The organism is Streptomyces sp. NPDC053048, from assembly GCF_044547045.1.
GTDB lineage: Bacteria > Actinomycetota > Actinomycetes > Streptomycetales > Streptomycetaceae > Streptomyces.
The window spans coordinates 167,556-180,138 of the sequence record NZ_JBITZS010000008.1; the positions used below are offsets into that span (position 1 = coordinate 167,556).

Below are 12,583 nucleotides of genomic sequence, written 5' to 3' on the forward strand. Positions count from 1 at the left end.
GTCACATTCCTCGTCGCGGAGCCGGGTGTCCGGCTCCAGGGCCGGCGGCCACTTCCCTGAGGTAGGGATTCGTGGCGCGCTCTTGGCCGATGGTCGTCTGGGGGCCGTGGCCGGACAGCACCACGGTCGAGTCGTCCAGGGGCAGGCACACGCGGGCCAGCGACTGGAGCATCTCGGCGTGGTCGCCGCCGGGCAGGTCGGTGCGTCCGATGGAGCCGGCGAACAGCAGGTCGCCCGAGAAGAACACCGGGGGGATCTCGGCACTCTCGGGCATCCGGAAGGTCACCGACCCCTTGGTATGGCCGGGCGCGTGCGCGACGGTGAACTCCAGCCCCGCGAGCTCGAGGCGGCTGCCGTCGGTCAGCTCCTTGACGTCGTCCGGCTCCCCCACGGTCAGCTCGCCCATGAGCTGCTGCCCGATGGAGCGGCCGAGGGCCTTCTCCGGGTCGCTCATCATGTAGCGGTCGGCGGGGTGGATCCAGGCCGGGACGTCATGGGCGCCGCACACCGGGACGACCGAGGCGACGTGGTCGATGTGGCCGTGGGTGAGGACGACGGCGACGGGCTTGAGCCGATGCTTCTTCAGTGCTTCCTCGACGCCCTGGGCCGCCTGGTGGCCCGGGTCGATGATCACGCACTCCTCGCCTGCGGCCGGGGCGACCAGGTAACAGTTGGTCCCCCAGGCCCCGGCGGGGAACCCGGCAATGAGCACGTTCGTCCTTAAAAGTCGGTCGGTCATCGGTCGGTCATCGGCTGGGGCGAGCCCCGGCCGGAGCCCCCGGCGGAGACACCCGACCGCATCAGAGCCTACCGGCGGCACTCCCGCCGCCGCGAACCCGTATACGGTACGGGCACACTCGCGATTCGCGGCTCAGGACATGCACGCAACGGCACGAGGAGACGACCCGGTGGTCAGTAACGAGCAGCGGCGCAAGCAGCTCGCCCGCGAGAAGTTCGAACGGCAGCAGCAGCGCCGGGAGGCGGCGCGGCGCAAGGCCCGCCGCCGCAACGCGGTGATCGCGGCAGGACTGGCCGTGGTGCTGGCCGCGGGCGCGACGGCGTACGCGACGGGCGCGCTGTCCGGCGACGACGAGAAGTCCGACACCGCCGCGGACGCCCTGCCGACCCCCAAGAAGGTCGCGGACCCCTGCGCCAAGCCGGCGCCCGGCTCCCCCGCCGCCAAGACGTGGAAGTCCGAGCCGGAGATGAGCGTCGACAAGTCGGCGTCGTACGCGATGGACCTGAAGACCACGTGCGGCACGATCGACGTCAAGCTGGACGCGGCGAACGCCCCGCACACGGTGAACTCGTTCGACTTCCTGGCGAAGGAAGGGTTCTTCGACCACACCCGGTGCCACCGGCTCACCACGGGCGGCATCTACGTCCTGCAGTGCGGCGACCCCAAGGGCACCGGCCAGGGCGGCCCCGGTTACACGCTCCCCGACGAGAACCTCAAGGACTCCAAGCTGAAGGGGAACGTCTACCCGGCGGGCACGGTGGCGATGGCCAACACCGGTCAGCCGCACACCGGCGGCAGCCAGTTCTTCCTCGTCTACCAGGACAGCCAGCTGCCGCCGCAGTACACGCCGTTCGGCACCATCGGCGACGAGGGCATGAAGACGCTGAAGAAGATCGCCGCCGCGGGCGAGCAGTCCGGAGCCGGCGACGGCGCGCCCAACGCCACCGTCGTGATCGACAAGGCGAGCGTGGCGAAGTCCTGACGCCGGCCGGGGCGCGAACCCGGCTCGTTCCCGATGCCCCGTGGCGAAATTTCGGTCGCGCGGGATACGGACAGCCGGGCCACCGTTCGCCTATGTTGGCGTTGTGTAGGGTGCCTGATCCGGCGGCTGTACGCACCCGGATGATCAAGCTGTCGGACCGGTCGGGGCGCGGCCCCGTCCGGAACAACTGTGGACGATGCACGCGGGCCGCACACCGGCCGCGGCATCATGTGGAGGAGGCGCTGTGAGCAGCGACCCGTGGGGCCGCGTCGATGAGACGGGGACCGTGTACGTGCGTACCGCCGACGGCGAGCAGGTCGTCGGATCGTGGCAGGCGGGGTCTCCCGAGGAGGCCCTGGCTTACTTCGAGCGCAAGTACGAGGGCCTGGTCGTCGAGATCGGCCTCCTCGAGCGCCGGGTCAAAACCACCGACCTGTCCGCCAAGGACGCGATGACCGCGATCGACCATCTGCGGGTCCAGGTGGACGAGCACCATGTGGTGGGCGACCTGGAGGCGCTGCGGAAGCGGCTGGACAAGCTGGTGGCCGACGTCGAGTCGCGCCGCGAGGAGCGCAAGGCGGCCAAGGCCAAGCAGTCCGAGGAGGCCCGCACGGCCAAGGAGGCGCTGGTCGCCGAGGCCGAGGAGCTGGCGGCGAGCGAGCAGTGGCGGTCGGCGGGCGAGCGGCTGCGCGCCCTGGTCGACATCTGGAAGGGCCTGCCCCGGCTGGACCGCAAGACCGACGACGAGCTGTGGCACCGCTTCTCGCACGCCCGCTCGGCGTTCTCCAAGCGGCGCAAGGCGCACTTCGCCTCGCTGGACGCCCAGCGCGAGGACGCCCGCAAGGTCAAGGAGAAGCTGGTCGCCGAGGCCGAGGGCCTGTCGGGCTCCACGGACTGGGGTCCGACGGCCGCGCGCTACCGCGACCTGATGTCCGAGTGGAAGGCCGCCGGGCGCGCCCAGCGCGAGGCGGAGGACGAGCTGTGGGCCCGCTTCCGGGGCGCCCAGGACGTCTTCTTCCAGGCGCGCAGCGAGGTGTTCGCCGAGCGCGACGCCGAGCAGCAGGGGAACCTCACGCTGAAGGAGGAGCTGGTCGTCGAGGCCGAGAAGCTGCTCCCGGTGACGGACCTGAAGTCGGCGCGGGCGGCGTTCCGTTCGATCAACGAGCGCTGGGAGGCGATCGGCCATGTGCCGCGCGACGCCCGCCCGAAGATCGAGGGCCGGATGCACGCGGTGGAGCGCGCCATCCAGGAGGCCGAGGAAGCCGAGTGGCGGCGGACGAACCCGGAGGCGCGGGCCCGTGCGGCCGGGCTGACCGGGCAGCTGCAGTCGGCGGTCGACAAGCTGCAGGAGCAGGTCGACAAGGCGCGTGCCGCGGGTAACGACGCCAAGGCCGACAAGCTGGCCAAGGAGCTCGAGGGCCGCAAGGCGCTGCTGGACCAGGCCCTGAAGGGCCTGGAGGAGTTCGGCGGCTGACGCCGCAGGACCCGGCGTAGCGAACGTAAGGGGCTCCGGCAACAACCGGAGCCCCTTACACATGTCCGCCGACGGTTACGGCCTGCGGGCCGACGTCACGCGGTAGACGTCGTAGACGCCCTCCACGCCCCGTACCGCCTTCAGGACGTGCCCCAGGTGCTTGGGGTCGCCCATCTCGAAGGTGAACCGTGAGGTGGCCACCCGGTCGCGGGAGGTCTGCACGGCGGCGGAGAGGATGTTGACGTGCTGGTCCGACAGGACGCGGGTGACGTCCGACAGCAGCCGGGAGCGGTCCAGCGCCTCCACCTGGATGGCGACGAGGAAGACCGACGACTGGGTGGGCGCCCATTCGACGTCGAGGATCCGCTCGGGCTGCTGCGAGAGCGAGTCGACGTTGACGCAGTCGGCGCGGTGGACGGAGATGCCGTTGCCGCGGGTGACGAAGCCGATGATCGGGTCACCGGGGACGGGGGTGCAGCAGCGGGCGAGCTTGACCCAGACGTCGTCGACGCCCTTGACGACCACGCCGGGATCGGCGCTGGTGCGGCGCTTGGAGCGGCCGCGGATCGGCGCCGCCTCCTCCTCGATGTCCTCGGTGGCCGCGTCCTCGCCGCCCAGGGCCTGCACCAGCTTCTGCACCACGCCCTGGGCCGCGACATGGCCCTCGCCGATGGCGGCGTAGAGGGAGGAGATGTCGGGGTAGCGCATCTCGTGGGCGAGGGTGACCAGCGAGTCGCCGGTGAGGATCCGCTGGATGGGCAGGTTCTGCTTGCGCATGGCGCGCGCGATGGCATCCTTGCCCTGCTCGATGGCCTCGTCGCGGCGTTCCTTGGAGAACCAGGCGCGGATCTTGTTGCGGGCGCGGGGCGACTTGACGAAGCCCAGCCAGTCCCGGGAGGGTCCGGCGCCGGGCGCCTTGGAGGTGAAGACCTCGACCAGGTCGCCGTTGTCGAGGGTCGACTCCAGCGGCACCAGCCGCCCGTTGACCCGGGCGCCTATCGTGCGGTGGCCGACCTCGGTGTGGACGGCGTAGGCGAAGTCGACGGGGGTAGCGCCGGCCGGGAGCGCTATGACGTCGCCCTTGGGCGTGAAGACGAAGACCTCGTTGCGGGAGAGGTCGAAGCGCAGGGACTCCAGGAACTCGCCCGGGTCCTCGGTCTCCTTCTGCCAGTCCAGCAGCTGCCGCAGCCAGGCCATGTCATTGACGGTGTCCTGGTTCTTGCCGGCGTTCTTCGGCACGTCCGTGCGGATCTTGGAGGCGCCGGCGACGGCCTCCTGCTTGTACTTCCAGTGCGCGGCGATGCCGTACTCGGCGCGGCGGTGCATGTCGAAGGTGCGGATCTGCAGCTCGACGGGCTTGCCGCTGGGCCCTATGACCGTCGTGTGCAGCGACTGGTACATGTTGAACTTGGGCATCGCGATGTAGTCCTTGAACCGCCCCGGCACCGGGTTCCACCGGGCGTGGACGGTGCCGAGCGCCGCGTAGCAGTCGCGGACGGTGTCGACGAGGACGCGGATGCCCACCAGGTCGTAGATCTCGGCGAAGTCGCGGCCCCGCACGATCATCTTCTGGTAGACGCTGTAGTAGTGCTTCGGGCGGCCGGTGACGGTGGCCTTGATGCGGGCGGCGCGCAGGTCGGCCTGGACCTCGTCGGTGACGACGGCCAGGTACTCGTCGCGCTTGGGGGCCCGCTCGGCGACGAGGCGGACGATCTCGTCGTACATCTTGGGGTAGAGGATCGCGAAGGCGAGGTCCTCCAGCTCCCACTTGATGGTGTTCATGCCCAGCCGGTGCGCCAGCGGGGCGTAGATCTCGAGGGTCTCGCGGGCCTTCTTCTCCTGCTTCTCCCGCTTGAGGTAGCGCATGGTGCGCATGTTGTGCAGGCGGTCGGCGAGCTTGATGACCAGGACGCGCGGGTCCTTGGCCATGGCGACGACCATCTTGCGCACGGTCTCGGCCTGGGCGGCCTCGCCGAACTGCACCCGGTCGAGTTTGGTGACGCCGTCGACGAGCAGGGCGACCTGGTCGCCGAAGTCGCGGCGCAGGTCCTCCAGGCCGTACTCGGTGTCCTCGACGGTGTCGTGCAGCAGGCCGGCCATCAGGGTGGCCGGATCCATGCCCAGCTCGGCGAGGATCGTGGTGACGGCGAGGGGGTGGGTGATGTACGGGTCGCCGCTCTTGCGCTTCTGGCCGCGGTGCCAGCGCTCGGCCACCTGGTAGGCGCGCTCGATCTGGCGCAGCGTGGTGGTGTCGGCCTTCGGATCGTTTCCGCGCACGATGCGCAGCAGCGGCTCGAGCACCGGGTTGTACGGGCTGGAGCGCTGGACGCCGAGGCGGGCGAGGCGGGCGCGGACGCGGCTGGAGGAGCCGGAACGGGCCGGGGCGCCCTGCGGGGCCGCGGAGCGGGCCGGGCCGGCGGCAGGGGGCTGCGGTGCGGCCTTGCGGTGCGCGTCGCCCGTCCGGTGCGCGGCGCCGCGGGGGTCGGCCGCAGGTGCGGGGCCCGTCGTGCTCCGGGTGGGGCCGGTGGGCGTGCCGGTGCCGGCCGCGGTCTCGGGAGACGGCTTGTCCGGTTGGGCGGCGGTGAGCGGCTGGACCTCGTCTGGCAAGAGCACTCCTCATGCGTTCCGGCCCCCCGATCAGGTCCGGACTGCCATGGTATCGATCCCGGCCACCGGACCGCCTACGCGCCTGCTCCGCGACGGGGGCCTGCCGCCATAACGCCGGACGGGCACCGGGAGCTTCCCCGGTGCCCGTCCCTGCGGTTCGGTGCGTGGTGCCGCGCGGCCGGTCAGACCGTGATCAGCGCCTCCAGCGGGGCGCCGCCGAGCTCCGCGGCCAGGCGCTCGCGGCCCGGCAGGAAGCCGAGCTCCATCAGCACGGCGACGCCGGCCACCTCCGCGCCGGCCCGGCGGATCAGCTTGAGCGAGGCCTCGGCGGTGCCCCCCGTGGCCAGGACGTCGTCGATGACGAGGACCCGGTCGCCGGGGACGAGCGCGTCGGCGTGCATCTCGATCTCGGCGGTGCCGTACTCCAGCTCGTAGGCCTGGGCCAGCGTGGCTCCGGGCAGCTTGCCGGCCTTGCGGACGGGCACGAAGCCGAGCCCGGCGCGCACGGCGACGGGGGCCGCGAGGATGAAGCCGCGCGCCTCCAGGCCGACGACCTTGGTGGCGCCGTACAGCCGGCACAGCTCGGCGAGAGCGTCCGTCAGCGCGGTGAACGCCTGGGCGTCGGCGAGCAGCGGGGTGATGTCCTTGAACATCACGCCCGGCTTGGGGTAGTCGGGAACGTCGTGGATGCGGCTGAGCAGCAGCTCGCGCAGCTCCTGGTCGGCGCCGGAGGCGCGGGTGGCGCTCATCGGCGCTTGCCCGAGGGACGGCCGCGGCCACCGCGGTTGCGGCCGGCCTCCTCGCCGCGCTGGCCGACCACGCCCGCGGCGTCCTGGACGTCGTCGTCCTCGGCCGCGGGGCCCCGGTCCCCGGCGGACTCGCCCTTGGCGGCGTCCGCGGCGCGGCGTGCCCGCACCCGCTTGGCCAGGGCCTTCATCTGCGGGTCGCGCTCCTTGAGGTCGGCGACCAGCGGGGTGGCGATGAAGATCGAGGAGTACGCGCCGGCCGCGAGGCCGACGAACAGGGCGAGCGAGATGTCGTTGAGCATGCCCGCGCCGAGGAAGCCGCCGCCGATGAACAGCAGGCCGGCGACCGGCAGCAGCGCCACGACCGTGGTGTTGATCGAGCGCACCAGGGTGCTGTTGAGGCTGCGGTTGGCGATCTCGCTGTAGGTGAAGCGGGTCTGCTTGGTGATGTCCTTCGCGCCCTCCTTGAGACCGTCGAAGACGACGACGGTGTCGTAGAGGGAGTAACCGAGGATGGTCAGCAGACCGATCACGGTGCCCGGGGTGACCTCGAAGCCGACGAGCGCGTAGACGCCGACGGTGATGGTGAGGTCGTGGATCAGCGCGATCAGGGCGGCCAGCGCCATCCGCCATTCGAAGGCGATGGCCAGGTAGATCACCACGAGGATCATGAAGATCGCCAGGCCGGTCCAGGCCTTGTTGGCGATCTGGTCACCCCAGCTGGGGCCGACGATGTCGGTGTTGATCTTGTCGACCGGGACGTCGAGCTTCTTGGCCAGCGCCTCCTGGGTCTTGCGCGACTGCTCGGTGGTGAGCTCGCTGACCTGGACGCGCAGGGTCTTGTTGCCCAGCTTCTGGACGACGGCCGCGTGGCCGGAGGTGTCCTCCGCCACGCGCTGGGCCTGGGAGGCGGAGACCGAGGTCGCGGGCGAGGTGAAGACCGCGCCGCCGGAGAACTCGATGCCCATGTTCAGGCCGCGCACCGCCAGGCCGACGATGGCCGTGATGGTGATCAGGATCGAGATGCCGTACCAGATCTTCCGCTTGCCGACGAAGTCGTAGCCGACCTCACCGCGGTACAGCCTGGCGCCGAGGGTGCCGAGTCGCGACATCTCACGCCTCCTTCGGGTCGACGGGGCCGGTGGAACGGCGGCGGGAGGCCCGCAGCGGCGGCTTGACGCCGAGCCGGGTCGGGTCCAGCCCGGACCAGGGGTGGCCGCCGGCGAAGAACGGGCGGCGGGCGAGGATCGTCATGAGCGGCTTGGTGAAGAAGAAGACCACGACGACGTCGAGGAGCGTGGTCAGACCGAGGGTGAACGCGAAGCCCTGCACCTTGCCGACGGTGACGATGAAGAGCACCGCGGCGGCGAGGAACGACACGAAGTCGGACACCAGGATCGTGCGGCGGGCGCGCGGCCAGCCGCGCTCCACGGCCGGACGCAGGGTGCGGCCCTCGCGGATCTCGTCCCGGATGCGCTCGAAGTACACGATGAAGGAGTCGGCGGTGATACCGATCGCCACGATGGCGCCACAGACGGCGGGCAGGTTCAGCGCGAAGCCGATGGCCGGGCCGAGCAGCACCATGATCGTGTAGGTGAGGACGGCCGAGCAGGCGAGGCTGGCCAGGGCGACGAGCGCGAGGCCGCGGTAGTACGCCACCAGGTAGACGATCACCAGGGCGAGGCCGATGGCGCCGGCGATCAGGCCGGCCCGCAGCTGCTCACCGCCGAGGGCGGCGGTCACGGTGGTCTCGGTGACGACGTCGAAGGACAGCGGCAGGGCGCCGTAGGAGAGCACGTTGGCGAGCTCGCTGGAGCTCTGCTGGGTGAAGCCGCCGGAGATCTCCGCCTGGCCGCCGCCGATCGAGGTGGACACGGACGGGTCGGAGACGACCTCGCCGTCCAGGACGATCGCGAACTGGTTCTGGGGGGACTGCTTGGTCGCCAGCTGGCCGGTGACGTCGGCGAACTTCTTGGCGCCGGTGGAGTCGAACTTCAGCTGGACGATCCAGCCCTTGCCCTGCTGGGTGTCGAAGACGGCGTCGGCGTCCTTGACGTTGGTGCCCTCGACGGCCACCGGGCCGAGGATCTCCTTGACCTGGCCGTCCTTGCGGCACGCGACGATCAGGTCGGTCGGCTTGGCGGCGGCAGCGGCCTCGTTGGCCTTGGCGCGGCCTTCCTTGGTGGTGCACTCGAGAGCGTCGAGCTTCTTCTGCAGCCCGGCCATGTCGCCGGCGCCCGGCGCCGGGGTGGGCGTCGGGGCCTTCTTCTCGTCCTTCTTCTCGTCGGCCTTGCCGGACGAGGAGGCGGAGGCTCCGGGAGTGGCGTCGGCCTTGTCGGCCTTCAGGGCGTCGGTGACCGGCCGGCCCTGGGGGCTGGCGCTGGCGGTCGGCGAGGGCGAGCCGGACGGCTTGGTCGTGGCGTCCTGCTTGGCCTTGTCGTCCTTGGCCTTCTCGTCCTTCGCCTTGTCCTTGTTGCCCGCGCTGGGCGCGGGCTCGGGGGCCTTGGCACCGGCGGTGGCGGTCAGCACCGGCCGGAAGCCGAGCTGGGCGGTGGTGCCGACCTGCTGGCGAGCCTGCTTCGCGTCCGTCCCCTTGGGGATGTTCACGATGATGTGATTCTCGCCCTGCGTCTGGACCTCGGCCTCGGTGACACCGAGACCGTTGACACGCCGCTCGATGATGCCGACGGCCGTGTTCATGTTGGTCGGGTTGATCGCGTTGGGCTTGCCGGGCTGGTTCTTGGCCTCCAGCGTGAAGCTCGTGCCGCCCGCGAGGTCGATGCCCAACCGCGGCGTGGTGTGCCCGGAGGCGAACATCCCCCCGGTGAGCGCCACCATGGCGATCAGGATCAGGGCCAGGACACGGCCCGGCCTCCCCTGGCCGCCCGGGGACCTGCGGCCCTTCTTCGGTGCTGCCACCTTGTCGTTTCTCCCTGTCCAACCGCCGGGCGTCGGGTGTTCGCCGGACGGCCACGATGTGTTGTGGGGACCTGCCCCCCGCCGGAGCCTAGACCGTAACGGAACCGCGGCGCACCGCTCGGTGGGTGCTCCGCGGTTCCGGAAAGGGGCTACTTCGCGTCGGTGTCGCCGTCCCGCTTGGTGTCCTTGGTGTCGGACTTGCCCTCGGCGTCGGACGTGTCGGCCTCGTCGGCCTTCTTCGTCTCGCTCTTCGCCTCGCCCTCGGCGGCCGGGGCGGCGTGCTTGCCCAGGTCGATCTTCTGCTCGGCCGGCGGCTCGCCGTGCTCGACGGCCTCGGTCAGCGCGGAGGCGTCGTCCGGGACGACCGGGGTCTCCTCGGGCTCCAGGCCGTGGACGATGCGGTTGTACTCCGCGTCCTCCAGCACGGCGCCGATGGCGTTCTTCGCGTAGATCGCGTGGACGCTGGGAGCGACCTCGAGGAGGACCGTGTCCTCGTGGATCTCCTTGACGGTCGCGTACATGCCGCCGATCGTCCGCACGCCGGTACCCGGCTGCATCTGGTCGCGCATCTGCATCGCCTGGCGCTGCTTGTTCTTGGCCGACCGGGTCATCAGGAACATGGCCCCGATGAGCACGATGAACGGCAGGAGAGTCACGATATTCACGGGACGGGGTTTCCTTCACACGACCGCTGGGGACGCGGCCTGGTCTACGGGGGTGGTATGCCGCACCGGTACGGACGGCATCGGCGGAGTCTAAGCGAGTCCGCACCTATGGAACAACGCCCAGCATGGCACCGTGGTTCCTGACCGGACCAGCCCCCGCGCCGTCACCGGGTGAAGAGTCCTTGCTGGCCGGGGGCCGGTCCGCCGTGCTGCGGCGGGGTCAGTCCCAGGTGCGACCAGGCCGCCGGTGTGGCGACGCGGCCCCTGGGCGTACGGGCCAGCAGCCCCTCGCGCACCAGGAAGGGCTCGGCCACCTCCTCGACCGTCTCGCGCTCCTCGCCCACGGCAACGGCCAGGGTGGACAGCCCGACCGGGCCGCCGCCGAAGAGCTTGAGCAGGGCGGTGAGCACGGCCCGGTCCAGCCGGTCCAGGCCGCGGGAGTCGACCTCGTACACCCGCAGGGCCTGGGCGGCGATCTCCTGCGTGACCACGCCGTCGGCCTTGACCTGGGCGTAGTCGCGCACCCGGCGCAGCAGGCGGTTGGCGATGCGGGGCGTGCCCCGGGAGCGGCCGGCGATCTCGGCGGCGCCCGCGTCCTCTATCTCCACGTCGAGCAGGCGCGCGGAGCGGTGGATGACGCGCTGCAGCTCGAGGGGGGCGTAGAACTCCATGTGGCCGGTGAAGCCGAAGCGGTCGCGCAGCGGGGGCGGCAGCAGGCCGGCCCGGGTGGTGGCGCCGACGAGGGTGAAGGGCGGCAGCTCCAGGGGGATGGCGGTGGCGCCGGGGCCCTTGCCGACGACGACGTCGACGCGGAAGTCCTCCATCGCCATGTAGAGCATCTCCTCGGCGGGCCGGGACATGCGGTGGATCTCGTCGAGGAAGAGCACCTCGCCCTCGGTGAGCGAGGACAGGATGGCGGCCAGGTCGCCCGCGTGCTGGATGGCGGGGCCGGAGGTGATGCGGATGGGGGCGCCCATCTCGGCCGCGATAATCATCGAGAGGGTGGTCTTGCCCAGGCCGGGGGCGCCGGAGAGCAGCACGTGGTCGGCGGTCGCGCCGCGGGCGCGGGCGGCCTTGAGCACGAGGTCCAGCTGTTCGCGCACGCGCTCCTGGCCGACGAACTCGGCCAGGTCCTTGGGCCGCAGGGCGGCTTCGACGGCCCGGTCCTCGCCGTCGGCGACCGTGCCGACGAGGCGGTCGGTCGTCGCGTCGTCCCAGTTCACGGGGTGTTCCTCACGCTCGTAGGGGTGGCGGCGCCGGGTCAGCGGGCCCGGTTGAGGGTCTGCAGGGCGGCGCGGAGCAACTGGCCGACCTGGGGGGTGCCGCCGGCGGCCTCGGCCTGGGGGGCGACGGCCGCGACGGCCTCGTCCGCCTCGCGGGGGGCGTAGCCGAGGCCGACGAGTGCGGCGTGCAGTTGGTCCTGCCAGCCGGCGGTGGCCGCCGGGGCCGGCGCTGCCACCGCGCCCCTGGGCGCGCCGAGCCGGTCCTTGAGCTCGAGCAGCAGCTTCTGGGCGCCCTTCTTGCCGATGCCGGGGACGGCGGTGAGCGCCTTCTCGTCGCCGGAGGCGAAGGCGCGGCGCAGCGCGTCGGGGCTGTGCACGGCGAGCATGGCCTGGGCGAGGCGGGGGCCGACGCCGCTGGCGGTCTGCAGCAGTTCGAAGGTCTGCCGCTCGTCGTCGTCGGCGAAGCCGTAGAGCGTCAGGGAGTCCTCGCGGACGACGAGCGAGGTGGCCAGCCGGGCCTGCTCGCCGACCCGGAGCGTGGAGAGGGTGCCGGGGGTGCACTGGACGGCCATGCCGATCCCGCCGACCTCGACGACGGCGGTGTCGGGGGCGAGGGCCGCGACCGGGCCGGAGACAGAGGCGATCATCGGGTGCCCTTCGGGAGTCGTACGGCGGTGGTGCGGCGGTGGGCGGCGGCGATCTCCTGGAGGCGGTTGGCCGCCGGGGCCCGCCAGATGTGACAGATGGCCAGCGCCAGCGCGTCGGCGGCGTCGGCCGGCTTCGGTGGCGCGTCGAGCCGCAGCAGGCGGGTGACCATGGAGCCGACCTGGGCCTTGTCGGCCCGGCCGGAGCCGGTGACGGCGGCCTTGACCTCGCTGGGGGTGTGCAGGGCGACGGGCAGTCCGCGGCGCGCGGCGCATAGCATGGCGACCGCGCTGGCCTGGGCGGTGCCCATGACCGTACGGACGTTGTGCTGGCTGAAGACCCGCTCCACGGCGACGTATTCGGGGCGGTGGGCGTCGAGCCACTCCTCGATGCCGCGCTCTATGAGGACGAGGCGGTCGGCGACGTCGGCGTCGGCGGGCGTGCGGACCACCCCGACCCCGATCATGCGCAGCGGACGGCCCGCGACGCCCTCGACCACTCCGACGCCGCACCGCGTCAGCCCCGGGTCCACGCCCAGCACCCGCATCGCGCCCCTCCCTCCGATCGCCCGGTCACCTGCCGC

Annotated in this window: 11 protein-coding genes; 2 read left to right on the forward strand and 9 right to left on the reverse strand. The window is 71.7% G+C overall.

Going from position 1 to position 12,583, the window contains the following annotated elements:
- Position 1 precedes the first annotated feature (1 nt).
- Complete coding sequence (locus ACIG36_RS22380) at positions 2 to 712, reverse strand: MBL fold metallo-hydrolase (RefSeq protein ID WP_399930495.1); 711 nt, start codon at positions 710 to 712, stop codon at positions 2 to 4.
- Positions 713 to 908: 196 nt separating this feature from the next.
- Here ACIG36_RS22380 and ACIG36_RS22385 point away from each other — a divergent pair, with 196 nt between their 5' ends.
- Together ACIG36_RS22385 and ACIG36_RS22390 are read left to right on the forward strand one after the other, a co-directional pair.
- Positions 909 to 1,721 carry a peptidylprolyl isomerase gene (locus tag ACIG36_RS22385; protein ID WP_399930498.1) on the forward strand — a complete coding sequence of 271 codons (813 nt, stop codon included), beginning with the start codon at positions 909 to 911 and terminating at the stop codon, positions 1,719 to 1,721.
- 244 nt (positions 1,722 to 1,965) lie between these two features.
- On the forward strand, positions 1,966 to 3,195 hold the full coding sequence (locus ACIG36_RS22390; RefSeq protein WP_399930500.1) for a DUF349 domain-containing protein: 1,230 nt from the start codon (positions 1,966 to 1,968) through the stop codon (positions 3,193 to 3,195).
- 75 nt (positions 3,196 to 3,270) lie between these two features.
- Here ACIG36_RS22390 and ACIG36_RS22395 read toward each other — a convergent pair whose 3' ends face one another.
- The 8 genes from ACIG36_RS22395 to ruvC all read right to left on the reverse strand — a co-directional run bounded on the left by ACIG36_RS22395 (position 3,271) and on the right by ruvC (position 12,547).
- Complete coding sequence (locus tag ACIG36_RS22395) at positions 3,271 to 5,802, reverse strand: RelA/SpoT family protein (RefSeq protein WP_399930503.1); 2,532 nt, start codon at positions 5,800 to 5,802, stop codon at positions 3,271 to 3,273.
- Between the two features lie 182 nt (positions 5,803 to 5,984).
- Positions 5,985 to 6,551 carry an adenine phosphoribosyltransferase gene (locus tag ACIG36_RS22400; RefSeq protein ID WP_399930506.1) on the reverse strand — a complete coding sequence of 189 codons (567 nt, stop codon included), beginning with the start codon at positions 6,549 to 6,551 and terminating at the stop codon, positions 5,985 to 5,987.
- Complete coding sequence (gene secF / locus ACIG36_RS22405; protein WP_399930508.1) at positions 6,548 to 7,660, reverse strand: protein translocase subunit SecF; 1,113 nt, start codon at positions 7,658 to 7,660, stop codon at positions 6,548 to 6,550. Before secF ends, ACIG36_RS22400 begins: the two co-directional genes overlap by 4 nt.
- Before the next feature lies 1 nt (position 7,661).
- Positions 7,662 to 9,467, reverse strand: a complete 1,806-nt coding sequence (gene secD / locus ACIG36_RS22410; RefSeq protein WP_399930511.1) for a protein translocase subunit SecD — start codon at positions 9,465 to 9,467, stop codon at positions 7,662 to 7,664.
- A gap of 149 nt (positions 9,468 to 9,616) precedes the next feature.
- Positions 9,617 to 10,132 carry a preprotein translocase subunit YajC gene (gene yajC / locus ACIG36_RS22415; protein WP_399930514.1) on the reverse strand — a complete coding sequence of 172 codons (516 nt, stop codon included), beginning with the start codon at positions 10,130 to 10,132 and terminating at the stop codon, positions 9,617 to 9,619.
- A gap of 164 nt (positions 10,133 to 10,296) precedes the next feature.
- Entirely contained in the window at positions 10,297 to 11,355 is a 1,059-nt protein-coding gene (gene ruvB, locus ACIG36_RS22420; RefSeq protein ID WP_399930517.1) for a Holliday junction branch migration DNA helicase RuvB, read from the reverse strand.
- 38 nt (positions 11,356 to 11,393) lie between these two features.
- Positions 11,394 to 12,002 carry a Holliday junction branch migration protein RuvA gene (ruvA, locus tag ACIG36_RS22425; RefSeq protein WP_399930519.1) on the reverse strand — a complete coding sequence of 203 codons (609 nt, stop codon included), beginning with the start codon at positions 12,000 to 12,002 and terminating at the stop codon, positions 11,394 to 11,396.
- The gene (ruvC, locus tag ACIG36_RS22430; RefSeq protein ID WP_399930522.1) at positions 11,999 to 12,547 is read right to left on the reverse strand and encodes a crossover junction endodeoxyribonuclease RuvC; all 549 of its coding nucleotides are present in this window, start codon (positions 12,545 to 12,547) and stop codon (positions 11,999 to 12,001) included. Before ruvC ends, ruvA begins: the two co-directional genes overlap by 4 nt.
- Between the last annotated feature and the right edge of the window lie 36 nt (positions 12,548 to 12,583).

Bases quoted from the DNA above. Each gene is read 5' to 3' on its own strand.
- ACIG36_RS22400 (WP_399930506.1), bottom strand. From the start codon at position 6,551: ATGAGCGCCACCCGCGCCTCCGGCGCCGACCAGGAGCTGCGCGAGCTG.
- secF (WP_399930508.1), bottom strand. From the start codon at position 7,660: ATGTCGCGACTCGGCACCCTCGGCGCCAGGCTGTACCGCGGTGAGGTC.
- ruvC (WP_399930522.1), bottom strand. From the start codon at position 12,547: ATGCGGGTGCTGGGCGTGGACCCGGGGCTGACGCGGTGCGGCGTCGGA.
- ruvA (WP_399930519.1), bottom strand. From the start codon at position 12,002: ATGATCGCCTCTGTCTCCGGCCCGGTCGCGGCCCTCGCCCCCGACACC.